Annotated in this window: 26 protein-coding genes and 1 riboswitch; of the genes, 25 read left to right on the top strand and 1 reads right to left on the bottom strand. The window is 29.3% G+C overall.

The window, feature by feature from the left end; genetic code table 11:
* Positions 1–13: 13 nt before the first annotated feature.
* Positions 14–1,411 (top strand): F0F1 ATP synthase subunit beta, encoded by a 1,398-nt coding sequence (gene atpD / locus OM90_RS06095; protein WP_058486014.1) that lies wholly within the window; start codon positions 14–16, stop codon positions 1,409–1,411.
* 14 nt (positions 1,412–1,425) lie between these two features.
* On the top strand, positions 1,426–1,824 hold the full coding sequence (locus tag OM90_RS06090; protein ID WP_058486013.1) for a F0F1 ATP synthase subunit epsilon: 399 nt from the start codon (positions 1,426–1,428) through the stop codon (positions 1,822–1,824).
* A gap of 54 nt (positions 1,825–1,878) precedes the next feature.
* Here OM90_RS06090 and OM90_RS06085 read toward each other — a convergent pair whose 3' ends face one another.
* On the bottom strand, positions 1,879–3,003 hold the full coding sequence (locus tag OM90_RS06085) for a hypothetical protein (RefSeq protein ID WP_058486012.1): 1,125 nt from the start codon (positions 3,001–3,003) through the stop codon (positions 1,879–1,881).
* A 200-nt stretch (positions 3,004–3,203) separates the two neighbouring features.
* On the opposite strand from OM90_RS06085, the gene OM90_RS06080 reads away from it, so the two are divergent.
* The 23 genes from OM90_RS06080 (at position 3,204) to OM90_RS05970 (ending at position 24,909) form a co-directional block, all read left to right on the top strand.
* On the top strand, positions 3,204–3,950 hold the full coding sequence (locus OM90_RS06080; protein WP_058486011.1) for a YwmB family TATA-box binding protein: 747 nt from the start codon (positions 3,204–3,206) through the stop codon (positions 3,948–3,950).
* Positions 3,951–3,965: 15 nt separating this feature from the next.
* Positions 3,966–5,222, top strand: a complete 1,257-nt coding sequence (murA, locus tag OM90_RS06075; RefSeq protein WP_058486010.1) for a UDP-N-acetylglucosamine 1-carboxyvinyltransferase — start codon at positions 3,966–3,968, stop codon at positions 5,220–5,222.
* Between the two features lie 100 nt (positions 5,223–5,322).
* Positions 5,323–6,312: a stage II sporulation protein D gene (gene spoIID / locus OM90_RS06070; RefSeq protein WP_058486009.1), complete on the top strand. Its 990-nt coding sequence runs from the start codon at positions 5,323–5,325 to the stop codon at positions 6,310–6,312.
* A 42-nt stretch (positions 6,313–6,354) separates the two neighbouring features.
* The gene (locus tag OM90_RS06065; protein ID WP_058486008.1) at positions 6,355–7,221 is read left to right on the top strand and encodes a M23 family metallopeptidase; all 867 of its coding nucleotides are present in this window, start codon (positions 6,355–6,357) and stop codon (positions 7,219–7,221) included.
* 70 nt (positions 7,222–7,291) lie between these two features.
* Positions 7,292–7,561 (top strand): sporulation transcriptional regulator SpoIIID, encoded by a 270-nt coding sequence (gene spoIIID / locus OM90_RS06060; RefSeq protein ID WP_058486007.1) that lies wholly within the window; start codon positions 7,292–7,294, stop codon positions 7,559–7,561.
* Between the two features lie 293 nt (positions 7,562–7,854).
* Complete coding sequence (locus tag OM90_RS06055; protein ID WP_058486006.1) at positions 7,855–8,586, top strand: polysaccharide lyase family 7 protein; 732 nt, start codon at positions 7,855–7,857, stop codon at positions 8,584–8,586.
* A 275-nt stretch (positions 8,587–8,861) separates the two neighbouring features.
* Positions 8,862–9,851 (top strand): rod shape-determining protein, encoded by a 990-nt coding sequence (mreB, locus tag OM90_RS06050; RefSeq protein WP_058486005.1) that lies wholly within the window; start codon positions 8,862–8,864, stop codon positions 9,849–9,851.
* A gap of 32 nt (positions 9,852–9,883) precedes the next feature.
* Complete coding sequence (gene flgF, locus OM90_RS06045) at positions 9,884–10,642, top strand: flagellar basal-body rod protein FlgF (protein WP_058486004.1); 759 nt, start codon at positions 9,884–9,886, stop codon at positions 10,640–10,642.
* A 20-nt stretch (positions 10,643–10,662) separates the two neighbouring features.
* Positions 10,663–11,478 (top strand): flagellar basal-body rod protein FlgG, encoded by an 816-nt coding sequence (gene flgG / locus OM90_RS06040; RefSeq protein WP_058486003.1) that lies wholly within the window; start codon positions 10,663–10,665, stop codon positions 11,476–11,478.
* A gap of 16 nt (positions 11,479–11,494) precedes the next feature.
* Positions 11,495–11,866, top strand: coding sequence for a rod-binding protein (locus tag OM90_RS06035; protein ID WP_058486002.1), 372 nt, complete (start codon positions 11,495–11,497; stop codon positions 11,864–11,866).
* A 128-nt stretch (positions 11,867–11,994) separates the two neighbouring features.
* Complete coding sequence (locus tag OM90_RS06030) at positions 11,995–12,453, top strand: COG2426 family protein (protein ID WP_058486001.1); 459 nt, start codon at positions 11,995–11,997, stop codon at positions 12,451–12,453.
* 53 nt (positions 12,454–12,506) lie between these two features.
* Positions 12,507–12,608, top strand: a riboswitch (SAM riboswitch).
* Positions 12,609–12,704: 96 nt separating this feature from the next.
* Entirely contained in the window at positions 12,705–13,892 is a 1,188-nt protein-coding gene (metK, locus tag OM90_RS06025; RefSeq protein ID WP_058486000.1) for a methionine adenosyltransferase, read from the top strand.
* Positions 13,893–13,999: 107 nt separating this feature from the next.
* Positions 14,000–16,237: an SF1B family DNA helicase RecD2 gene (gene recD2, locus OM90_RS06020; protein ID WP_058485999.1), complete on the top strand. Its 2,238-nt coding sequence runs from the start codon at positions 14,000–14,002 to the stop codon at positions 16,235–16,237.
* Between the two features lie 10 nt (positions 16,238–16,247).
* Positions 16,248–16,967, top strand: coding sequence for a ComF family protein (locus OM90_RS06015; RefSeq protein WP_058485998.1), 720 nt, complete (start codon positions 16,248–16,250; stop codon positions 16,965–16,967).
* 22 nt (positions 16,968–16,989) lie between these two features.
* Entirely contained in the window at positions 16,990–17,415 is a 426-nt protein-coding gene (locus tag OM90_RS06010; RefSeq protein WP_058485997.1) for a TIGR03826 family flagellar region protein, read from the top strand.
* Positions 17,416–17,508: 93 nt separating this feature from the next.
* Positions 17,509–17,787: a flagellar biosynthesis anti-sigma factor FlgM gene (gene flgM, locus OM90_RS06005; protein ID WP_058485996.1), complete on the top strand. Its 279-nt coding sequence runs from the start codon at positions 17,509–17,511 to the stop codon at positions 17,785–17,787.
* Between the two features lie 16 nt (positions 17,788–17,803).
* Complete coding sequence (locus OM90_RS06000) at positions 17,804–18,310, top strand: flagellar protein FlgN (RefSeq protein WP_144428548.1); 507 nt, start codon at positions 17,804–17,806, stop codon at positions 18,308–18,310.
* 11 nt (positions 18,311–18,321) lie between these two features.
* The gene (gene flgK / locus OM90_RS05995; protein WP_058485994.1) at positions 18,322–19,929 is read left to right on the top strand and encodes a flagellar hook-associated protein FlgK; all 1,608 of its coding nucleotides are present in this window, start codon (positions 18,322–18,324) and stop codon (positions 19,927–19,929) included.
* A gap of 10 nt (positions 19,930–19,939) precedes the next feature.
* The gene (gene flgK, locus OM90_RS05990; protein ID WP_058485993.1) at positions 19,940–21,688 is read left to right on the top strand and encodes a flagellar hook-associated protein FlgK; all 1,749 of its coding nucleotides are present in this window, start codon (positions 19,940–19,942) and stop codon (positions 21,686–21,688) included.
* A gap of 15 nt (positions 21,689–21,703) precedes the next feature.
* On the top strand, positions 21,704–23,095 hold the full coding sequence (flgL, locus tag OM90_RS05985) for a flagellar hook-associated protein FlgL (protein ID WP_058485992.1): 1,392 nt from the start codon (positions 21,704–21,706) through the stop codon (positions 23,093–23,095).
* 63 nt (positions 23,096–23,158) lie between these two features.
* Positions 23,159–23,623, top strand: a complete 465-nt coding sequence (fliW, locus tag OM90_RS05980) for a flagellar assembly protein FliW (protein ID WP_058485991.1) — start codon at positions 23,159–23,161, stop codon at positions 23,621–23,623.
* A 1-nt stretch (position 23,624) separates the two neighbouring features.
* A complete protein-coding gene (gene csrA / locus OM90_RS05975) occupies positions 23,625–23,855 on the top strand; it encodes a carbon storage regulator CsrA (protein ID WP_058485990.1) in 231 nt (76 codons plus the stop codon).
* 169 nt (positions 23,856–24,024) lie between these two features.
* Positions 24,025–24,909: a flagellin N-terminal helical domain-containing protein gene (locus tag OM90_RS05970; RefSeq protein ID WP_330381841.1), complete on the top strand. Its 885-nt coding sequence runs from the start codon at positions 24,025–24,027 to the stop codon at positions 24,907–24,909.
* Positions 24,910–24,989: the final 80 nt, after the last annotated feature.

Below are 24,989 nucleotides of genomic sequence, written 5' to 3'. Positions count from 1 at the left end.
GGAGTGAAAACCTATGGCAGATGCAAATATAGGGAAGATTGTTCAGATTATAGGTCCTGTATTAGATATAAAATTTTCCCCAGAAAATGTACCTGCTCTTAATAATGCTATAATTATTAAGAGGCAAAATGGTGAAGAATTAACCGTAGAAGTAGCACAGCATTTAGGAGATGATATTGTAAGATGTGTTGCTATGGCTTCTACGGATGGATTAATTAGAGGGATGGAAGCTATAGATACGGGAAGCCCAATAAAAGTTCCAGTAGGGGAAGAAACCCTTGGAAGAATATTTAATGTGGTAGGAAAGGCTATAGATAATAAGCCAGACCCAGAAACAGAAGAAAAATGGTCAATTCATAGACCAGCTCCAAGTTTTGAAGAACAATCAACAGAGATAGAAATATTAGAAACTGGAATAAAAGTAGTAGATCTTTTATGTCCTTATTCTAAAGGTGGGAAAATTGGTCTTTTTGGAGGAGCTGGAGTAGGGAAAACAGTACTTATACAAGAACTCATTAGAAATATAGCTACAGAGCATGGTGGATATTCTGTATTTACAGGAGTTGGAGAAAGAACAAGAGAAGGAAATGACCTTTATCATGAAATGAAAGCTTCAGGAGTAATAGATAAAACAACTATGGTATTTGGACAAATGAATGAGCCTCCAGGTGCAAGAATGAGAGTTGGGCTTACAGGTCTTACCATGGCAGAATATTTTAGAGATAAAAGTGGTCAAGATGTACTTTTGTTTATTGATAATATTTTTAGATTCATTCAAGCAGGGTCTGAGGTATCGGCTCTCCTTGGACGTATGCCAAGTGCAGTAGGATATCAACCAACTTTAGCAACAGAAGTAGGAGCTCTTCAAGAGAGAATTACTTCAACTAAAAATGGTTCTATTACATCAGTTCAAGCAGTATATGTACCTGCAGATGACTTAACAGACCCAGCGCCAGCTACTACTTTTGCTCACTTAGATGCAACAACGGTATTATCTAGAGCAATAGTTGAGCTTGGAATTTATCCTGCAGTAGATCCTCTAGACTCTACATCAAGAATTTTAGACCCAGCTATTGTAGGGGAAGAACATTATGCTGTAGCTAGAGGAGTACAAGAAATATTACAAAGATATAAAGAGTTACAAGATATCATAGCTATATTAGGTATGGACGAATTATCAGAAGAAGACAAACTTATAGTAAGTCGTGCAAGAAAAGTTCAAAGATTTTTATCACAACCATTCTTTGTAGCAGAAACATTTACAGGAATGCCAGGAAGATATGTTCCTTTAGCAGAAACTATAAGAGGATTTAGAGAAATATTAGATGGAAAACATGATGAGCTTCCAGAAAATGCTTTTCATATGGTAGGAACCATAGATGATGCTATAGAAAAAGCTAAAACATTGTAGGTGATAAAGTGAAAATGAATCTTCAGATCATAACACCGGATAAGAAATTTTTTGATGAAGAAGTAGATAGGATAGTATTTAAAACAACAGAAGGAGATATAGGAATACTTCCAAATCATGAGCCTTTGACAACAATTATCTCCATTGGTTATATAAAAATAAAACAAGAAGAAAAAGAAAGAAAAGCTTCTTTAATAGGAGGATTTGCAGAAATACAACCAGATAAGGTTACAATTCTTGCAGATGCGGCAGAATGGCCACATGAAATTGATAGATCTAGGGCAGAAGCTGCAAAACGTAGAGCAGAAGAAAGATTAGCTAAGAAAAGTGCAGAAATTGATAGAGCTAGAGCCGAGACTGCTCTTAAAAGAGCATTAGTAAGATTAGAAATTAGTCAATATAGTGATAAATAAATTACATTTTTTAATAATAAAAAGCCGTGTATGAAATTAATACACGGCTTTTTATTAATTTTTAGCAACACTTATTTTAGCTGTACTCATTATTTCATTTATTTCAGGTAAAAGATTTTCATAATCTTCAATAGGAACAGAAAATGTCACGTAATAAAAATCATTATTTTTTACTAAAAAATACATAATAAGATTGTAAGGTTCTTCATTTGGATGTTCTGAACTTACAACTTCTTTAGCCCATTTTTCTCCATTTATTTCTATTTCTTCAGTTTCTTTTAATCGTTTAAAATAATATGAATCTATCATTATATCAACCGTTCCTTTAGCAAAATCTAATGTTTCTGAAGAAACATTTTCTGGTGCTATATGATGAATTTGTAAAGTTAAATTATCTTTTACAAATTTTTTTACTTCCATTAAATCTTCATTAATACTAGTAACATTTTCATCAGGTTTAAAATCCTTAGAACATTCTAAAGACAACGTATTCATAGTAATAACTTGTTTAGATGAATTTTCTTTTTTATCATTTTTAGATTCTAAACTTTTTTCGATATCTTGAGATGTTAAATTTTCTTTATCATTGTCCTCAGAAATATCAATTTTAACAGTATTTATTATTTCATTTATTTCAGGTAAAAATTTCTCATAATCTTCAATAAGAGTATAAAATGATATAGAGTAATAATCAGTGTCTTTTACTAAGAAATATGAGACAATATTTTTAAAATCTGTGTTAGGGATTTTGGTTGTTATAGCCGCTCTAACCCATTTTTGTTCATTTATTTCTACTTCTTCTGGTTCGTCTAATAGATAAATATAATCATCACTTATCATAGAGTCAATGATTTCTTGGGCAAAACGATCGGTAGTTATAATAAACATTTCGCTAGAGTATTTAATATCTACAGTTAATCCGCTTTTTATTAGACGTATAAAATTTTCATTAGAAACAAATTCATCAATTTGCATATCATTAGAACATTCTAAAGATAACTTATGCAAATTAATAATTTGTTTTTCAGCATTATCTATTGAAGATTTTTGATCATCTTCTGTCATAGAAATTTCTTCATTATTTTCTAATAATGTTTCATTTTCAACATTATTGTTTATCAAATTATAACTTGAGATAAAAAATAATAGACATATAAACAAAAAAATTATTTTTTTCATTATTTTTCCTCCTAAAATTATTTTTGTCAACATTATAATATATAATGCAATATATTACAATTATTAAATATATAATTTTTTATTTAAAAAAATGTTTTAGTTAATAAATAATTACTTATTAGTTTAAAAATAAATAAAATTGAATAAAAAATTTTTTATAGTCAATAATTTAGGTAGATTATAGGGTGGGAGGGAAAATAATGAAAAAAAAATTTAGTATTTTTTTTCTTGTTTTAGTAATTGTTTATAGTGTAGCTTTTTTTAAAATAGGTAATAATATAAATGGAGAAAAGATAGTTTTTGAGACATTTTTAGAGTCTGATTTTAATACAATTCAAATTAACCTTAATAGTTGGGGTGCTTTAAACCAATCATTTTCTAATATAGAAGAATTAAAAAAATATGCTAATATAATTTCTTCTTCTTTAGGAATCAATAATATAGATGATATGAAAATAGCAGATGAAAATACATTTAAAAAATTAGTTATAACTAGGGTGTCTAAAAATGCAAAAACTACTATTAAATTAGAGTCTATTAAGTATGAAAATGAAGAAAAGGCAAATACTTATATAATTATTGATATAATTCTTTATGGCCAGTATAAAAGTATAGTTGATTTAAAAGAAAAAATAGATAATATTTTTAAGCAAAATAATATGGATAATACTACTAATATTACAATTACAGGAACTAGTGATAAGAAATTAACAAAAGAAGAAAAAGAAAATATAGCATATGAAATGATGGAAAATATTAAAGCTAAAATAGAAGAAACTTATGAAACAGAAAATATATATAGTGTTTACGGATATACAAAATTAATAAATGATTGGTTAGTTTCTAATAATAAAAAAATTAATGTAAATATTGCTTTTAAATATAATGAGTATGAACAAAAAACTTATATTTATCTTGCAACTCCAGTGATTACAGTAGATTACTAGAAAGGAAAGAGTATATTGGCAAAATTAATCATAAAAAAAAGTCCACCATTAAAAGGAACAGTTAAAATAAGTGGTTCTAAAAATTCTGTACTGCCTATACTTACTGCTTCATTATTGGGGCAAGGGAAAAGTAAAATATTAGATGTTCCTGACTTAAAAGATGTAGTTATTATGCAAGATTTACTTCAACATTTAGGAGCAAGTATAAAATGGGATAAAGTTAAAAAAGAAATAGAAATAGAAACAGACAATATTAAAGAATATGAGGCTCCTTATGAATTGGTAAGCAAAATGAGAGCTTCATTTTTAGTCATGGGTCCATTACTTGCAAGGATAAAAAAAGCAAAGATTCCTCTTCCAGGAGGATGTGCTATAGGAAGTAGACCGGTAGACTTGCATCTTAAAGGATTTTCTGCATTAGGAGCAGAAATTATACAAGAAAATGGATATGTAGAAGCTTATGCAGATAAGTTAGTAGGTAATAAAATTTATTTAGATTTTCCCAGTGTGGGGGCCACAGAAAATATAATGATGGCTGCAGTATATGCAGAAGGAACAACTATTATTGAAAATGCAGCAGTAGAACCTGAAATAGTAGATCTTGCTAATTATCTTAATGCAATGGGAGCAGATATAAGAGGGGCAGGAACAGATTCCATAAAAATTAATGGAGTTAAAAATCTTACTGGAACAAGTCATTGCGTAATACCCGATAGAATAGAAGCAGGAACTTTTATGGTAGCAGGAGCTATTACAAGAGGAGATATCCTGATAGAAAATGTAGTCAGTGATCATTTAAAACCTATAATAGCAAAATTAAAAGAATGTAGGGTGGAAGTAATTGAAACTGATAAAGGTATTAGAGTATGTGGAAAAGATTCTATAAAATCGGTTGATATTAAGACTTTACCTTATCCCGGTTTTCCCACAGATATGCAAGCTCCTTTTATGAGTTTATTAAGTATGGCTGAAGGAACAAGTGTAGTTATAGAAACAGTATTTGAAAATAGATTTATGCATGTTGGAGAATTAAAAAGAATGGGAGCTAAAATAAAAATAGAAGGCAGGAGTGCTATTATAGATGGAGTTAACAAACTTACAGGAACTCAAGTTAGAGCAACAGATTTAAGAGCAGGAGCCTCTCTTATTTTAAGTGCTTTAGTAGCAGATAAAACAACAGAAATAAGTGACATTTATCATATAGAAAGAGGATATTCAGAGTTGGAAAAAAAATTAGCAGCCTTAGGTGCAAATATAGAAAAAGTCAAATAACTTACAGAAAGTATATGTCTGTAGGTTATTTTTTTGTTGTTATAAAATTTTGTTGTTATACATATAAATGTACAAGACATCTTATAGGGGAGGGGATAACTTGAAAAAAATAGGAGTTCTTTTTTTAACAATATTTTTAGCTATAATAGGAGTTCCAGCTTTAATAACTTCATTTTTTGGAAAGTCATATTATGAACATAATAATATAATATCAGAGGAAAAAATAATTAAAGTATTAGATGAAAAAACTAATAAAATTATGGAGATAGAATTTGAAGAGTATATAAAAGGAGTACTAGCTGCAGAAATGCCAGCATTATTTGAATTAGAAGCTCTAAAAGCTCAGGCAGTAGCAGCAAGGACTTATGCTATAAAAAAAATAGAACAAAAATCGGAGGCAAATTTAAAAGGAGCAGATATTAGTACAGATTTTTCAAAAGGACAGGCATATTTATCAAAAGATGAATTAAAAGAAAAATGGGGAGAAAACTTTGAGGCATATTATAATAGAATTTCTCTTGCAGTAGAAGAAACAAAAGGAGAAATTATGACTTATGAAGAAGAGCCTATAGAAGCAGTATTTCATTCTACTAGTGCAGGATTTACTCAAAGTGCAAAAGATATATGGGATGTAGATGTTCCATATTTAAAAAGTGTAGAAAGCCAAGGAGATATAGAATCACCAGTTTTTAAAGATGAACAAAAAATTTCAAAACAAAAAATAGTAAATCTCTTAAAAGAAAGATATCCCGATATAATTATTAATGATTTAGTAGGAGAATTTCAAATTGTAGAAAGAAGTAGTGGAGGATATGTAAAAAAAATTCAAATAGGAAATAAATTAATATCTGGAGAAGAAATAAGAGATATATTTAATCTTAAATCTAGTTGCTTTTCGGTTCAAGAAGAAGGAGATAGTTTGATATTTATAACTAAGGGGTATGGTCATGGAGCAGGAATGAGCCAATATGGAGCTAATTATATGGCTAAACAAGGAAAAACTTATAAAGATATTTTAAAACATTATTATCAGAACATTGATATAATCAATATAAATGAAGTAAATGAAAATCTTTTAGATAATGAATAGCTTATATTTCCTCCGGTTATACTATAAACGGAGGTGGATACAATGAAAAATAAATTTTGGACATATCTAAATAAAAAGGGGTATTATGTTATTTTATTGCTTTGCATTTTAACTGTAATAGGAACAACTACATTTATAACGAATCATAATATGCATATATTAAACAAAATAAATGAACAAAATTCTATTGATTTAGATGAAGAATTTGGAGACTATGATTTAGAAAATGTAGGAACTATTAATGCATATCAAAATGATTTAGATATTACTACAGAAGATATAGAAGGAGCAGGAAGTGTAATTGCAGAAAATAGCGATACAAACCAATCCCCAGAAAATAATGAAGATAAGTCTATAGAAACTAAAAAAGAAGAAATAGAACAAGATATTATAGTAGTATCCTCAAATAAAAATAATGAAGATACAGAAAGAGAAAAGCAAGAGACAGAGGAAGAGGCTAAAGAAGTTGAAGAAACTTTTTCTTTTAATGAAAATACTGCAATAATTTGGCCTATATCGGGTCAAATTGTAATGGATTATAGTTCTGATAAACTAATATTTGATAAAACATTAGAACAATATAGGGTGCACCCTGCCATTTGCATTAAACCTTCTGAAGATACGAATGTAAAGGCGGTAGCTAGAGGAAAAGTGGAAATGATAAAAAATGATCCAGAAACAGGAATAACTGTGATTTTAAATCATGGAGATGGATGGAGAACAATTTATGGACAGTTACAAAAAAATGTTTCTGTAAAACAAAATGACATAGTAGAGCAGGGTCAAATAATAGGAGAAATAGGCTCTCCTACAAAATATTCCATATTGCTTGGAGAACATGTATATTTTCAAGTTACAAAGGATAATAAACCAGTTAATCCAAAGGAATTACTAAATAATAAAAACTAATCCACAAATCATAAAAGCCCCCCTTTAAACATATATATAAAACAAGAGTTCTATTAAAGGGGGCTATTGTTTGAAGGGGTATATAGAAGAAAGAGCCATAGAAGTAGCAAAATTTATTATTGCTTCAAATGCTACTGTAAGAGAAACAGCCAAAAAATTTGGAATAAGTAAAAGTACAGTGCACAAAGATGTTACTGAACGATTAGAAAAAATTAACCCTGAATTAGCTGTAAAAGCAAGAAAGGTTTTAGAATTTAATAAAGCAGAAAGGCATTTAAGGGGTGGTTTAGCAACTAAAGAAAAATATATGAGGATAACATCGAAAAAAAATAAAAAATAAAATTTAAGAGATGTAATACTTAAATTATTATAATAATAAAAAAATTAAAAAAATATTGACATTTATATATTAATATAGTATTATTATATTGTAAATAGCAATATATAGAAAAATATATTTATATAACCAAATACAACAGATAAATAAAAAATTATAGATTTTTGCAATTATACGATTAAAGTAATACAGCCAAATTTAAATTTTTAAATTAGAACATAATATAAAAATTAAAACGGTTGTATTATATTTAATTAGTATAATTGTAAAAAAATATATAATTTAGGGGGGTACATATGAAGGGAAGATTAAAAAAATGGTGTAGTGGCTTTCTAATTGCTATGTTAGTATCTACACCAACAGGAATGGTTAATGCAGCAAGTTTGCTTCCATCAGACATTTTAGATTTGACTAATTGGAAACTTACATTACCTATTAATGATGCAGAAGAAATTACGCAACCAGAATTAGATAGTTATGAACATAGTGAGTACTTTCATGTAAATGATGATGGAGATGCAGTCGTATTTAAAGCACACTGTGGAGGAGATACTACAGAGGGTTCTTCGTATCCAAGATGTGAACTTAGAGAAATGACAAATGATGGACAAGATAAGGCTAGTTGGTCTACTACATCTGGAACACATACTATGATAATTGATCAAAAAATCACACATCTTCCCGAAGTAAAAGACCATGTTGTTGTGGGACAAATTCATGATTCAGATGATGATGTTATAATGATTCGTTTAGAAGGAAATCATTTATTTGTAGAAGGGGATGGAGAGGAACTTGCAGATTTAGATACAGATTATGAATTAGGAACAAGATTTACTGTAAAGATAGTGGCATCCGGAGGTAAAATTAAAGTATATTATAATGGAGATTTAAAATTAACTTATAATAAGAGTGTTTCAGGATGTTATTTTAAAGCAGGTATGTATACTCAATCTAACACCAGCAAAGGTGATAGTGAGGATGCATATGGGGAAAATGAAATTTATAATCTAGTAGTAACCCATAGTTAATAAGGATTTTATAAAACTACCTAGGTATATATTATGTATGCCTAGGTAGTTTTTTGTTTATGTATTTTTAATAATATTAAATATTTAATATTACAAAATAAAAACATATATAGTTATTATGAAAAAAATTATATTAAATTCCTTTGAATATTTTAAATAAATTATATATAATAAAAATAAAAGGCATTTAAATGTAGAAAATGGGATGAAATTACTAATAATAAAATGTTTATTATATGTCGATAAAATAAATGAGATTATAAAGGAGAATGAAGATGTTCGGAACTGATATAGGGATAGATTTAGGAACTGCTAGCGTGCTAGTTTACATAAAAGGACAAGGTATAGTATTAAAAGAGCCATCTGTAGTAGCTATTGATAAGGATAAAAATAATATTTTAGCAGTAGGAGAAGAAGCAAGAAGAATGTTAGGACGTACTCCGGGGAATATTGTAGCTATTCGTCCTCTTAGACAAGGAGTTATTTCTGATTATGATATAACAGAAAAGATGTTAAAATATTTTATACAAAAATCAATAGGTAGAAGGCTTTTTATAAAACCCCGTATTGCGGTATGTGTTCCTAGTGGCGTAACAGAAGTAGAAAGAAGAGCAGTAGAAGATGCAACAAAACAAGCAGGAGCAAGACAAGTTTTTATTATAGAAGAGCCTATAGCAGCAGCTATTGGAGCTGGTATTGATATCGGACGAGCTTGTGGAAGTATGGTAGTAGATATTGGTGGTGGAACAACTGATATAGCAGTTATTTCTCTTGGTGGAACTGTAGTGAGTTCTTCTCTTAAAATAGCTGGAGATAATTTTGATGAAGCGATTATTAGATATATGAGAAAGAAACATAATGTTTTAATAGGAGAAAGAACAGCAGAAGATTTAAAAATTAATATAGGAACAGCTTATGAAAGAACACAATCAGTTTCTATGGATATAAGAGGGAGAAATCTTATTACAGGACTTCCAAAGACAATAACAGTTACTTCAGAAGAAATGTTAGAAGCTTTACAAGAACCAGTTTCTAATATTGTAGAAGCAGTTCATTCAGTATTAGAAAAAACTCCTCCAGAATTATCTGCAGATATATCTGATAGGGGAATAGTAATGACAGGAGGAGGAGGACTCCTTTATGGTCTTGATAAATTAATAAAAGAGAAAACAGGTATTAATGTAATAATTGCAGAAGATGCAATTTCTTGTGTTGCTATTGGAACTGGAAAGTATGTAGAGTATATATCAGGAAACAACAAATAAAAATGATAAAAATATAAATAGGGGGAGTTAAATTGATTAGAGGATTATATACTTCTGCAATTGGCATGACAACTCAATTTAAAAAAATGGATGTTATATCAAATAATTTAGCAAATGTAAACACTACAGGCTTTAAAAAGGATATAGTTGTAACCCATTCTTTTCCAGAAGAATTAACAAAAAGAATAAACGATAGAAAAGGAGATTTCCCTAACAATGAGAATATAGGAAGAATGAGTTTGGGGTTATATGTAGATGAAATACATACAAATTATCTACAAGGTTCTCTTAAAGAAACAAATAACTCTCTAGATTTAGCAATTCAAGGGGAAGGATTTTTTGTAGTAGAAACTCAAGATGGTACAGAAATGTATACACGAGATGGTTCGTTTGTATTATCCCCTGATGGAAGACTTATGACAAAAGAAGGGAATTTTGTAGTAGGAGAGAATGGGCCTATCTATTTAGAAAATGGAGAAATTAGAGTTGATGATTATGGAAATATTTATGTAGAAGATGAACTTATAGATACATTACAAATTGTAGAATTTGAAAATCCAGAAACTTTAAGAAAGGTTGGAGATAACCTTCTAGAAAGAACAGAAGAAACAACTGAAAAAGATGTGAAAAGTACAATATTGCAAGGTTTTTTAGAAGCTTCTAATGTTAATGTAATAAGGGAAATGGTAGATATGATTACAGCTACAAGAATTTATGAAGCTAATCAAAAAGCTGTTCAAACCCATGATGAAACTTTAAGTAAAGCAGTTAATGAAGTAGGTAAAATATAGTAAGTAGGGAGGAATAAGTTATGATGCGTTCTTTATGGACATCTGCCTCAGGAATGGTATCACAACAAATGAATGTAGATACTATTGCTAATAATTTAGCAAATGTTAATACAATAGGTTATAAGAAGAGTAGAATGGAATTTAAATCTCTCTTATATGAAACAATGCAAAGGTCAGGTTTAGATGAGAATGGAGAAGGAAGACCAGTAAATCTTCAAATTGGACATGGAGTTAGGCCTATAGCTACGGTTAAAACTTATACCATGGGGAATATACAAGTAACAAATAATCCTTTAGATTTGGCTATTGATGGGGACGGATTTTTTGCAGTTCAAAGGTCTGATGATGAGATAGTATATACAAGAGATGGAAGTTTTAAGATTAGTGTAGTTGATGGAGAAGCTATGATTGTTACATCTGATGGTTATCCTGTACTTAGTATTGATGATGAGCCAATATATATACCAGAAGATGTTAATATTTCAGATTTAATTATTAATGAAGATGGAACTATTTCTTATGTAGATGAGGATGGAGAAACAGTAGAATTAGATGGACAAATTCAAATTGTACAATTTCCCAATAGAGCAGGACTTGAAAATATAGGACAAAACTTTGTAAAACCAACTAGTGCCTCGGGAGACCCTATTTATGAAGTTGATGGAGACGTAAATAATATAAGTAAGATAATTCAAGGAAGTTTAGAATATTCAAATGTGCAAGTTGTAGAGGAAATGGTTAATTTAATAATTGCGCAAAGAGCTTATGAAATTAATTCAAAGGCTATTCAAACATCAGATGATATGCTGGCTCAGGCAAATCAATTAAAACGATAAAAGTTGAGGTGTAAAAATGAAAATAGATGGGATAAATATAATGGATTCTTATTCTATAGATAGTACTTTTAAAATAGAACAACAATTAAATAAAGCAGAAGAATTTGAAAAAGTTTTAGAAAAAGCTAAAGAAGAAAAAAATGATGAAGCTTTAAAAAATGCTTGTAAGGAATTTGAATCTTATTTTATTCATCAACTTTTTAAGGAAATGAGAAAAACTATTCAATCAGGAGGACTTATACAAAAAAGTAGAGCAGAAGAAATATTTCAAGATATGTTAGATGAAGAATATTCTAAAAATGCTACTAAAGGCCAAGGAATAGGCCTTAGTGATATGCTTTATAAGCAACTTTCACAATATACAAAAACAGAAAATACAACAAATTAAAAAATTGCCTTAGGGCAATTTTTTTTATAGAGATTTAATAAATTATTTAGAAATTTTCTTTTATAATAGTTATAATAAATGTTATAATTGTATAGATTTTATATATAATAAAAATAGCAGGTGAAAATATGAATTTTATCTCAAAAGAATTAAAAACCTTATTTATTTCTGCAATTCCTGTACTAGAACAAAAAGCAGCTATTCCCTATGGAATTATACAAGGGATAGGTTTTTGGGAAGTATATTTTTTAACTCTAATAGGAGCTGTACTGCCAAGTCCTTTTATAATTTTATTTGTTAATAAGATATTTAATTTACTTAAAAAAGTTAGTTGGATTAATCCGTTTATAAAATGGATAGAAAAACGAACTATGAAAAAAAGTAAAAATATTGTTCGGTATGAGTTATTAGGTTTATTTTTATTTGTTGCTATCCCTCTTCCAGGAACAGGAGTATGGACAGGGTCAATAGCAGCCTCCCTACTACATTTAGAATTTAAGAAATCCATTTTAACAGTATTTTTAGGAGCAGGAGTTTCAGGGGTTATTATAAGTATTTTAAGTTATGGAGTAGGTATCCTATTTTAAGGCTTCATTGACAATACTATATATTCTTGTTATACTAATTATTACATAATAATTTCTTATCAAGAGAGGTGGAGGGAAAGGGCCCGATGAAACCCGGCAACCAGCATTATTATGCAGTGGTGCCAACTCCCCCAGGGTTTCCTGGAAGATGAGGAAGGAATGCGTCAGCCTCGTCTAGAGGTTTTTTTTATTGCCCAAATGTATGAAATAAAGATTTTAATTTAAAATATATTCTAAGGAGATGATATTATATGTCAAGAAGATTATTCACATCAGAATCAGTGACAGAAGGACATCCAGATAAAATTTGCGACCAAATTTCTGATGCAGTTTTAGATGCCATATTAGAAAAAGATCCTGATGCTAGAGTAGCTTGTGAAACAGCAGTAACAACAGGAATGGTATTAGTAATGGGAGAAATTACGACTAATTGTTATGTAGATATACCTAAAATAGTAAGAAATAAAGTAAAAGAAATAGGATATAATCGTGCAAAATTTGGTTTTGATGGGGATACATGTTCAGTAATTACATCCCTTGATGAACAATCAGAAGATATTGCTATGGGAGTGGACAAGTCCCTAGAAGCTAAATCATCAAATATTAAAGATGAAATAGAAGTTATTGGGGCAGGAGACCAGGGCATGATGTTTGGCTTTGCTTGTAATGAAACAGAGGAGCTTATGCCTATGCCAATCTCTCTAGCTCATAAACTTACAAAAAGATTAGCGGAAGTTAGGAAAAATGGAACCATACCATATTTAAGACCTGATGGAAAAGCTCAGGTTACTATAGAATATGAAGATGATAAACCCCTTAGAGTTCATACTATAGTATTATCAACTCAACATGGACCAGAAGTAGGTTTAGAAAAAATAAAAAAAGATATTATGGAATATGTAATAAAACCAGTAATACCTGAAAACCTTTTAGATAATGATACTAAATATTATATTAATCCCACTGGAAGATTTGTAATAGGAGGACCACAGGGTGATTCAGGACTGACAGGAAGAAAAATTATAGTAGATACTTATGGAGGTTATGCTAGCCATGGAGGAGGAGCATTTTCAGGAAAAGATCCAACCAAAGTAGACCGTTCAGGAGCTTATGCAGCTAGATATGTAGCTAAAAATATAGTAGCTGCTGGCATAGCTAGTAAATGTGAAATAGAATTAGCATACGCTATAGGAGTTGCAAAACCTATCTCCATATTAGTTAATACTTATGGAACAGGGAAAATATCTGATGAAGCTATTACAGAACTTGTAAAAAAACATTTTGATCTTCGACCTGCAGCAATAATAAAAAATTTAAACCTTAGAAGACCTATTTATTCACAAATAGCAGCTTATGGACATTTTGGAAGAACAGATTTAGACCTTCCTTGGGAAAAAACTGATAAGGTGGAAATACTAAAAAAGGAAGCAAATATATAAAAAAGCGCACATAGGAAGTGCGTCTTTTTTTTACCCCTTTTAATTTATACCAAAATGCTTTATTATAAAAGTATTATAAGAAAAGATATATAAATGAGTGATGAAAAATGAGTGAACAAGTAATTATAGAAGGAATTATAGAAGATATAATTTTCCATAATGAAGAAAATGGATATACAGTTTGTTCTATAGAAACTGCTGAAGAAGAAATAATATGTGTAGGAACTCTTTTAGGGGTTAACCGAGGAGAAAATATAAAGGTAGTAGGCTCATGGGTAACACATCCCATTTATGGGCCTCAATTACAAGTAAATACTTATGAAAAAACAGTACCTAAAACTGAAGAGGGTATAGAAAGATATCTAAGTTCAGGAGTAATAAAAGGAATAGGTCCAAAACTTGCAAAAAGGATAGTGGAAAGGTTTGGATTAGATACTTTAAGAATTATAGAAGAAGAGTGGGAGAAATTAGAAGAAATTAAAGGAATAAGCAAGAAAAAAGCTGTAGAAATAGGAGAAATATTCCATGAACAAAGAGAACTTAGAAAAGCAATTTTATTTTTACAAGATTATGGAGTATCACCAACTTATGCATTAAAAATATACAAACAATATGGTGAAAATACCATTAATATTATAAAAAACAACCCTTATCGTCTTGCAGAAGATATATTTGGTATAGGGTTTAAAATGGCAGACAGAATAGCTCAAAATATAGGAATATCTAAGGATTCTCCTAATAGAGTTAAGGCAGGAATTAAATTTATACTAAATCAATATTCAAATAATGGTCATACATATATGTTAAGAGAACATTTAAAACAAGCTGCTTGGGAACTTTTAGGAGTGACTGAAGAATTAGTGGAAAATGCCCTAATAGAACTTCAAATATATAAACAGATTTGGCAAGAAAAAATAGAAGAAAAAGAAGTGGTATATCTTACTCCTTTTTATTATGCAGAAATGAATATAGCTAGAAAATTAATAGAGTTTTCAAGAATGAGAAATGAAATAAATTCAAATGAAATAGATAAAAGGATAGATCAGTTAGAAAAAGAAACAAATATAAAATTAGCAAAACAACAGCGACAAGCAGTAAAAGAAGCTATGTCAGAAGGAATGCTTATTATAACAGGAGGTCCTGGAACAGGAAAAACTACTACTATAAATGCCATAATATCTCTTTTAGAAGAAGAAGGTTTAGAGATTATTCTAGCTGCACCTACAGGAAGAGCAGCTAAAAGGATGAGTGAGGCTACAGGAAAAGAAGCTCAGACAATTCATAGGTTATTAGAAATTAGTTTTTTAGAAGAAGATCACAAAAAACAAGTTTTTGAAAGAAATGAAGAAAGACCACTAGAAGCAGATGTAATAATAATAGATGAAATGTCTATGGTAGATGTACTTCTTATGAATAGTTTTTTAAAAGCAGTTGTGGAAGGGACAAGGCTTATATTTGTAGGAGATGTAGACCAACTTCCTTCTGTTGGACCTGGTAACGTATTAAAAGATATGATAAAAAGTGAAACTATTAAAGTAGTAAGACTTACAGAAGTATTTAGACAAGCAAGAGAAAGTGCAATAATAATGAATGCTCATAGAATTAATAAAGGAGAATATCCAATTGTTAATGAGAAAGATAAAGATTTCTTTTTTATAAGAAGAAATACACAAGAAGAAGTAATAGAAACAATAAAAGATTTAATATTAAATAGACTTCCAAATTTTTCAAAATGCAATTCTATAAAAGATATACAAGTTTTAGCCCCTATGAGAAAAAGTATATTAGGAGTAAATTATTTAAATTCTATTCTTCAAGAAGCCTTAAATCCCCCATCTAAAGAAAAGAATGAAAAGGAATATAGAATGCAGATATTTAGAGAAGGGGATAAAGTAATGCAAATAAAAAATAATTATAATATTCCTTGGAAAATATATAGTGATGTAGGGGTAAAGATAGATGAAGGAGTTGGAGTTTTTAATGGAGACGCAGGAAGAATAGTAGAAATAGATAACGAAGCACAGACTTTAACAGTTTTATTTGATGATTTAAAAACCGTAGAATATGATTTTAGTCAATTAGATGAATTAGAATTAGCTTATGCAGTAACTATACATAAATCACAAGGGTCTGAATATCCAGTAGTTATTATTCCTGTACATAGTGGACCTCCTATGCTTATGAATAGAAATTTACTATATACAGCTGTTACTAGAGCGAAGAAGTTAGTAGTTATAGTAGGACTTCAAAGTACATTAAATCGTATGGTAGATAATAATCGGGAAATTAATAGATATTCTGCGTTAGCTTATAGACTAACAAAAATGAAGGAATTATCTTTTTGAAGGTGAAATAATGTTAATAGATATTATTTTAAATATAATATACCCGCCTAAATGTATTTTTTGTAACACAATAATCCCTATTCAAAAAGAAAAGGGCATATGTGATGATTGTAAAAAAAGTCTGCCTTTTATAAAAGAAAAAGTATGTCAAAAATGTGGGAAACCTATAGATAATATTGAGGAGAGAAATACATGTTTTGATTGTATTAAATATCCGCCAATATACGATAAAGGATGGGCATTACTTGTATATGAAGGTATAGTTAGAGATATGATATACAGATTTAAATATGGAGGACATAAGGAATATGCAGTTTATTTAGGAGTTTTAATGGCTAATAAAATTAAAAATGAAAATATTAAAGAGAAATTTGACTTAATAATACCTATTCCAATGCATTTAAAGAAAAAGAGAATAAGAGGATATAATCAATCAGAGGAATTAGCTAAAATAATATCAAAACAATTAAAAATTCCTATTGATATAACCATATTAACTAGAATAAAAGAAACAAAACCTCAAAGTGGATTATCCATAACTCAAAGAAAAAATAATTTAAAGAAAGCATTTAAAATTAAACAAAATACAGATTTAAAAGGCAAGAAAATACTTTTAATTGACGATATATATACTACAGGGAGTACTATTAATACCTGTGCTAATATATTAAAAAAGAAAGGAGTAAAAAAAGTATGCTTCCTTTCTCTTAGTATAGGACGTGATAAATAATAAAAATAAAGAGGGTGAAAATATGGAAATTAGAAATTGTAAAAAATGTAATAGACTTTTTCAATATGTAACAGGAAGAGTAATTTGTCCAGCATGTAAAGAAGAAGAAGAAAAAGTATTTAAAAAAATAAAAGAATATTTATATGAACATCCAAAAGCTACTTTAGTACAGGTATCCCAAGAAACAGGAGCTTCTATTCCAACAATTAAACATTATATTAGAGAAGGAAGACTTATTATTACTCCAGAATCTCCTATAGGGATAGAATGTGAAAGATGTGGTACAATGATAAAAACAGGAAGATTTTGCGAAAAATGTGCTTATGAGATAGAAAGAGATATGAAAAAAGCTACTAATGGACTTATTAAAAATTCTACAAAATATACTAATTCTAATTTAAAAAAATCTAAAATGCATTATTTGAATAAAAATAAAATAGAAAGATAGGGCAAAAATGCCCTTTTTTATTTGTAATACTAAATATATATTTAATTGGTGACGATATATTAGTAGAAAGATTATTAAAAAGCAGGTGAAAATATGAAAATAACAAGAGTAAATCAAATATTAAAAATTTATAATAAAAATAATACTATAAGATCAGAAAAAATTAATAAATCTAATGGAAGAGATGAATTTAATATATCTCAGCAAGGGAAAGATTTTCAAACAGCTCTTGAAGCACTTTCAAAAGTTCCAGATATAAGAGAGGATAAAGTAAATGATATAAAAAGAAGAATAAAATCAGGAACTTATAATATAAGTGCTGAAGAAGTAGCAAATAAAATAGTAGAAAGAGCTTTTGATAAAAAGATTTAAAAAAAGAGGGATTAAGGTGGCAGGATTAGTATATGATCTCATGGATATTTTAGAAGATGAGTTGCTACTTTATAATAAGCTCTTAGAAATATCTAAAAGAAAAACAGATATAATAGTAGCAGGAGATGTTAATGCCCTTCATGAATTAACTAAAGAAGAGCAAGAAGTAGTGGCAAAAAACTTAAAATTAGAAAAACAAAGGGAAGAAATAATAGGAGATATTGCTCTTGTTTTAAATGAAAAAAAAGAAACCTTAACTATAACTAGACTAATAGAAAGATTAGGAGATTTAGAAGAAGATAAGAAAAGATTAAAAGAAATACAAAGCAAAATTAAAGATGTGCTAGCTAAGTTAAAACAATCTAATGAACAAAACAAAGTGCTTTTAGAGCAATCAATGGAAATGATTAGTTATACCATAAATGCTATACAAAGTACTCGTTCTTTTTCAACTAATGATTATAGCAATGGTGGAAAGATCCAAAATCAAAGTGGGCAAAATTTCTTTGATACAAGGCAGTAGGGGGAGATTATATGAGTTCAATATCAAGTTTATCAAGAGTTGCCTCTGGTCTTATTGTTAGTCAAAGAGGACTTGAAGTAACAGGACATAATATAGCTAATGCCAATAGTATAGGATATGTAAGACAACAAGTGCTACAAAATGATAGTTTTTATCAAACTATAGGAAGAAATGGTAATGATCTCTTATCCCTTGGAGCAGGATCAGACATAACGGAAATAAGACAAATAAGAGATGAATTTTTAGATAAAGCTTATAGAAACCAAATTTGTTCTAAGGAATTTTATGAAGTTCAATATAATGCAGCTATGGAAATAGAAACTATTATGGGAGAAGTAGATGGAGAAAGTTTTAGCAGTGTTTTAAGAGATTTTTGGAACCAACTTCAAAATCTTTCTATAGCACCTCAAGACCAAGGAACAAGAACTCAATTTATACAAAGTGCCAGTGTATTAGTAGATAAAATTAATTATATAAATGATAAACTTATAGAATATCAAAATAATTTAAATAATCAAGTGGTAGAAACAGTAGATAGAATTAATGAAATAGCAGAGGAAATAAGAGACCTTAACGAACAAATTGTAAAATATGAAATTAGTGGAGATAATGCCAATGATTTAAGAGATAGAAGAAATGTTCTTTTAGATGAGTTATCTCAATATATCGATATTTCTTATAAGGAAGATCAAGCAGGAAGAGTTAATGTATCAGCAGAAGGTTATCCTTTAGTATCAGAACAATCTGTATATAAAATAACTTTAACTCAAGCTGATCCTAATTCTAAATCTCCTTTTTTAAAACCAGTATGGGAACATACAGGAGATGATGTAATTAGATTTAATAAGCCAATAGGATCAGAATTTGGCAATGATACAGGAAAGTTAAAAGCACTACTTTTAACTAGAGGAGATAGATATGGAAATTATTTAGATACAGAAACTGCTAGTGCTTATGAAGACATAGAACCTTATTTTATTCCAAGGGTTCAAGCAGAATTTGATACCTTAGTACATGATTTAGTAACTACTATAAATGATATATTAGCTCCTCAAATACAAAGTTCAGATTCACCACAAGGTTTAGACGGAACTCAACATGTGGAATTATTTAAAAGAAAATATATGGATCGATATGATGGGAGTGGAACTTATCAAGTGGAAGATCCAAATGATCCCAACACACTTTATTCCGCAGGAAATATAGAAATAAATCCTATTCTTTTAGATGAAGATGGATATAATAAACTTTGTTTATCATCAGATGGAAGCGTAGGAGATACTAAAATTATTCAAGAGATTTTAGATGCATGGCAAGAACCCAATACTACCTATGATCAAACTTCAGCTCATAAACTTAATTTTGAAGATTATTATTCAGAATTTATAACTAGAATCGCAGAAGTAGGCAACAAAGCTTCACAAAAAGTGGAAGAAAAAGAAATAGTAGTAAATAGCATAGATAATAGTAGAAGTAGTATATCAGGAGTATCTACTGATGAAGAAATGACTAATTTAATGAAATATCAACATGCGTATAATGCCTCAGCTAGAATGGTAAGTATTATTGATTCTATGCTTGATACAGTTATAAATCGTACAGGAATTGCAGGAAGATAGGGGGGATATTTTGAGATCATCATTTTTTGGATTAAATATAGGAGCTCAAGCTTTATTTTCAGCAAGAACAGCTTTAGATGTAACGGCTCATAATATAAGTAATACTAATACAGAAGGCTATTCAAGACAAATAGTAAAACAAAGGGCTTCTACTCCTCTCCCATTAAATACTGGGACAGGGATGGTAGGAACAGGTTCAGAAATATATGATATTATAAGAGAAAGAGATTATTATTTAGATGTGAAGTACTGGAATGAAAGTAAAACATTAGGAGAGTATTCTATAAAAAATACTCAGCTTTCATTAATAGAAGGAATTTTTAATGAACCTTCAGATGAAGGATTTAATGCAGTTTATAATGATTTTTTTAATATGTTGCAAGAATTAGCTAATAATCCTGAAAGTGCAGAAATAAGAAATGGATTAAAAGAAACAGCCATGACTTTTGTCCAATTTTTTAATGATGCAGCTACAAGGCTTAAAGAATATCAAAAAGACATTAATTTTGAAATAAAGACTATAGTTTCTGATATTAATGTAATTGCTGAGAAAATACAAAATTTAAATAAAGAAATATATAGATATGAACAATATGGTGCTAGAGCTAATGATTTAAGAGATCAAAGAGACCTTTTAATAGATGAACTTTCTAAGTTAGTAAATGTAGAAGCAAAAGAGATAGAAGTAGAAAGTGCTAGTGGAGATATAGAAAAACGTTTTATAGTTTCCATTAATGGACAAACTTTAGTAAATCATTTTGATTGTAATCAATTAGAAGTTAGAGTGAGAGAAGAAAAAGCTAATCCTGAAGATGTGGAAGGCTTATATGATATATACTGGGATAGTGGTATTAAGTTTGATACTACAGATCCTAATTTAAGTGGTGAATTAAAAGGATACTTAGATATAAGAGATGGGAATAATAGTAATATATTTACAGGGACAGTTACTTCAGTAGATTCTTCAACCCAGGAAATAACCATAGAAAATATATCAAGGGAAGATATGCAATCAGAAGGAGAAATATTAATAGATGGTAAAAAATATAAATATAATTCCTTTACATATGATGCGGCTAGTAATACTGTTACTATTACTTTAGAAGGAACAATAGATCCAGCGGATCTTACTGCTATGGTAGGAACAGACACACAGATAGGAACTTCTATGGATTATAAAGGAATACCTCATTATATGAACCGATTAAACGAATTTGTAAGAACTTTTTCTAAAGTATTTAATGATATACATAAGGCAGGATATGACTTAGATGGAGATGATGGTAATTATTTCTTTGCATATAAAGATGATAGTGGCAATATAGTAAATGCTACTACAGATGAAGCCTACCAATTTATGACTGCAGAAAATTTTACTTTATCATCTGACATAGATGATGTTAATAATATAGCAGCAGGACTTGAAGAAGGTTTAGTAGGAGATGGAAGAAATATTCAAAAATTATTTGACATAAAAATAGATACCGAAGCTTTTAATGAAGGAACTCCTAGTTCTTATATGCAATCTATAATAGGAGAGTTGGCTGTTGACGCAAAACAAGCAGTTGTAATGGAAGAAATGCAAACTAATATTTCTAAAGTAGTAGAAGGACAAAGATTATCTGTATCAGGAGTAAATAGTAATGAAGAAATGACAAATCTGGTAAAATATAATCAAGCCTATAGCATGGCAGCTAAAATGATTAGTGTAATGGATGAAATCTATGATGTAACTATAAATCGTATGGGTGCTAGTTAATAGGGAGGTGTAATCATGAGAATTACTAATAATATGATGATAAATAACACTTTATTAAGTTTAAATAGAAATATGGAAAAGTTAGATACTTTATATATGCAAATGACAACTTTAAAAAAAATACAAAGACCTTCTGATGATCCTATAATAGCAGGCAGAGCTTTAAAATTTAGAACGAGAATTTCAGAAACTCAGCAGTTTCAAAGTAATGTAGAGCAAGCTCTTAGTTGGATGAGTTCTACAGAAACAGCAATTGATAATATAGAGTCTATACTACAAGATATGAGAACTCTTGCTAATCAAGGAGCTAATGATACTCTAGGAATATCTGAACAAAAGGATATAGTTGATCAATTAGAAGAATTAAAAAAACAACTTATAAATGAAGGAAATGTAACCTATGAAGGTAATAGATATATATTTTCTGGATTTAGAACAGATACTAAACTAGTATATGATGAAGATAATACAGAAAACTTTAGGATAACACAAAGTTTTACTAAAGATGATATAGAAGAAATTTCAGTACCTGGGGATAATATGTATTGGAATTCATCTTTGCCAGACCCTACATCTAATACGCCTCCTACAACGGCATATAGAATTCGTTTAGGATATGATGATGTAACTTTAAATAGTATAACAGGACTAGGGTTGACAGTAACAGCTATGGATTCTACATCTTCTACTCCAGACGCTTATGCACCTCCAGCAGGAGAAGTATATTTCTTAGAAGATACTGGAGAAATTATATTTAATAGTGCAGATATATCCAGTATACCAGACTTTACTGTACAGTATGACAAACAAGATTTTAAAGAAGGAGATTTAAATCCTATCTTTTACTTTGAATGTGAAGACTTAGCAACAGGGGAAGTATATAATTCTCCCTTTGATTTAGATAAAATAAATGAGAAAATAGAGTATGAAGTAGGTATTAATAATAAGATAGAAGTAAATGTATTGGGAAAAGATATTCTTACTACTGATTTAATGAGAGATATAGATGAAATAGTAAAATTAGTTTCAGAAACATATAATGCGCAAGTTAAGGCTGAAGAATTATCTAAAGAGGGAGAAGATGGAGAAAAAATAGCAGAATTTATAAAAAATAGTATGCCTAATATATCTGAAGCATTTACTGAATTAATAGGGAAATTAGATAAACATCTTAGTCAAGTTTCTACAGAAAGAGCTGGATTAGGTAGCCGTATGAAAAGACTTGAATTAATTAATAATCGTCTTGAAGATGATGAGTTAAATTTCCAAGAATTAAATAATGATAATGAAGGAATAGATTTAGAAGAAGTATATACAGAATTTAGTATGCAGCAGGTAATTTATAATTCTGCTTTAAATGCAACTGCTAGAATAATTCAGCCTACTTTATTAGATTTTATACAATAGTTTAGCCTCACCGAAAGGTGAGGTTTTATGTTATAATGATAAAAAATATAATGGAGGGGTATAATGCGTTTAAAAACAAAAAATTTTGGAGAAATAGAAATAAATGAAGAAAAGATAATAACCTTTGAAGATGGAATACCAGGCTTTGAAAATTACAAAAAATATCTTTTAATTACAGATAAAGAAGATAAAGAAAGTCCTTTTTGTTGGCTGCAGTCAGTAGAAGATGGGGACTTAGCTTTTGCACTTATTAATCCCTATTCATTTTGTCCAGATTATTCTCCTAATATTGAAGAAAAACAAATAAAAAAATTAGGGGAGATAAAAGAAGGTTCCTATATAATATATTCTATTGTAGTAATACCAGAGGATATAAAATCTATGACCGCTAATTTAAAAGCTCCCATTATTATTAATATAGAAACTAAAAAAGCTATGCAAGTAATATGCGAAAATGAAGAATATAAAATAAAACATAGTGTTTATGATGAATTAAAAAAAGTTAGTGTAAAAGAGGCAGGTGAATGATATGCTTGCTCTTTCAAGAAAAAAAGGAGAATCTATAATAATAGGGGATAATATAGAAATCACTGTATTAGAAGTACAGGGAGAACAAATAAAAATAGGAATAGAAGCTCCAAAAAATATTCCTATCTATAGAAAAGAGATTTATCTTCAAATAAAAGAAGAAAATAAAATAGCCACAAAAACTAATAAAGAAAATATAGAAAAAATAAAAGGATTTTTTAAAAAAATTTAAAAAAAGTATAAACTTATTTCTACAATATCCGATAAAATATATGAAAACAAAATTGATTGGCCAATCAATTCTCCGCCTACTACGGAATAAATTTATAGTATCAGCAGGGTAGGCTGCATGATACAAAAAAAGACATGGATGTCTAAAAATTTTCAAGGAGGAATGTATTATGAGTAATATGGTAATTAACACTAATACATTAGCAATCAATGCTCACAGAGCATTAAAAATGACAGGTTCAGATCAGCAAACAGCAGTAGAAAGATTATCATCTGGTCTTAGAATTAATCGTGCTGCAGATGATGCTGCTGGACTTGCTATCTCTGAAAAAATGAGAGGACAAATTTATGGATTACAACAAGCATCAAGAAATGCTCAAGATGGTATTTCTATGATTCAAACAGCAGAAGGGGCATTAACAGAAACTCATGCAATGCTTCAACGTATGAGAGAATTAACTGTTCAAGCTGCTAATGATACATATACTGAAGAAGACCGTGAAAAAATTGCTGCAGAGTTAGAACAATTAACTGAAGAAATTACAGGAATTACAGAAAAAACAGAATTTAATACTAAGACATTATTGAATGGAAATTTATCTACTGTTTCTGTATATCTTCAAGTTGGAGCTAATGAAGGTCAAAGTATTACATTTACAATTGGCGATATGAGTGCTGAAGCTTTAGGACTTACTTCAATAGCAGTGACTATTGGTGGAACAAGTATTACAGATAGTTTAGCAGATATTGTATCAAATGCGAGTGTAACAGGTGATGTTATTAGTAGTTTAACATCAGTTATTGATGATGCTATTGAGTTAGTTTCAAATGAAAGATCTAAACTTGGAGCAGTTCAAAATAGACTTGAACATACTATAAATAATGTAGATGTTGCTGCTGAAAATCTTCAAGCTTCTGAATCTCGTATTCGTGACGCAGATATGGCAGAAGAAATGATGAACTTTACAAAATCTAATATTCTTCAACAAGCTGCAACAGCTATGCTTGCTCAAGCAAATCAAGCACCTCAAAATGTACTTCAATTATTAAGATAATAAGTTTAAAAGGGGTTTTAAAACCCCTTTTTTTAAAAGAATTATTTAAGCATTAAAAGTTTTTAATACTTAAATAATTC

Source organism: Defluviitalea phaphyphila, from assembly GCF_001466305.1.
GTDB classification, from domain to species: Bacteria; Bacillota; Clostridia; order Lachnospirales; family Defluviitaleaceae; genus Defluviitalea_A; species Defluviitalea_A phaphyphila.
Note: the sequence above shows the minus strand (reverse complement) of the source record. Positions and strands in the feature narration are given on the sequence as shown.

Coding starts and splice junctions, on each gene's coding strand:
- atpD (WP_058486014.1), top strand. CDS start 14: ATGGCAGATGCAAATATAGGGAAGATTGTTCAGATTATAGGTCCTGTA.
- OM90_RS06090 (WP_058486013.1), top strand. CDS start 1,426: ATGAATCTTCAGATCATAACACCGGATAAGAAATTTTTTGATGAAGAA.
- OM90_RS06085 (WP_058486012.1), bottom strand. CDS start 3,003: ATGAAAAAAATAATTTTTTTGTTTATATGTCTATTATTTTTTATCTCA.
- OM90_RS06080 (WP_058486011.1), top strand. CDS start 3,204: ATGAAAAAAAAATTTAGTATTTTTTTTCTTGTTTTAGTAATTGTTTAT.
- OM90_RS06065 (WP_058486008.1), top strand. CDS start 6,355: ATGAAAAATAAATTTTGGACATATCTAAATAAAAAGGGGTATTATGTT.
- OM90_RS06055 (WP_058486006.1), top strand. CDS start 7,855: ATGAAGGGAAGATTAAAAAAATGGTGTAGTGGCTTTCTAATTGCTATG.
- mreB (WP_058486005.1), top strand. CDS start 8,862: ATGTTCGGAACTGATATAGGGATAGATTTAGGAACTGCTAGCGTGCTA.
- flgG (WP_058486003.1), top strand. CDS start 10,663: ATGATGCGTTCTTTATGGACATCTGCCTCAGGAATGGTATCACAACAA.
- OM90_RS06035 (WP_058486002.1), top strand. CDS start 11,495: ATGAAAATAGATGGGATAAATATAATGGATTCTTATTCTATAGATAGT.
- OM90_RS06030 (WP_058486001.1), top strand. CDS start 11,995: ATGAATTTTATCTCAAAAGAATTAAAAACCTTATTTATTTCTGCAATT.
- metK (WP_058486000.1), top strand. CDS start 12,705: ATGTCAAGAAGATTATTCACATCAGAATCAGTGACAGAAGGACATCCA.
- recD2 (WP_058485999.1), top strand. CDS start 14,000: ATGAGTGAACAAGTAATTATAGAAGGAATTATAGAAGATATAATTTTC.
- OM90_RS06015 (WP_058485998.1), top strand. CDS start 16,248: ATGTTAATAGATATTATTTTAAATATAATATACCCGCCTAAATGTATT.
- OM90_RS06010 (WP_058485997.1), top strand. CDS start 16,990: ATGGAAATTAGAAATTGTAAAAAATGTAATAGACTTTTTCAATATGTA.
- flgM (WP_058485996.1), top strand. CDS start 17,509: ATGAAAATAACAAGAGTAAATCAAATATTAAAAATTTATAATAAAAAT.
- flgK (WP_058485994.1), top strand. CDS start 18,322: ATGAGTTCAATATCAAGTTTATCAAGAGTTGCCTCTGGTCTTATTGTT.
- flgL (WP_058485992.1), top strand. CDS start 21,704: ATGAGAATTACTAATAATATGATGATAAATAACACTTTATTAAGTTTA.
- fliW (WP_058485991.1), top strand. CDS start 23,159: ATGCGTTTAAAAACAAAAAATTTTGGAGAAATAGAAATAAATGAAGAA.
- csrA (WP_058485990.1), top strand. CDS start 23,625: ATGCTTGCTCTTTCAAGAAAAAAAGGAGAATCTATAATAATAGGGGAT.
- OM90_RS05970 (WP_330381841.1), top strand. CDS start 24,025: ATGAGTAATATGGTAATTAACACTAATACATTAGCAATCAATGCTCAC.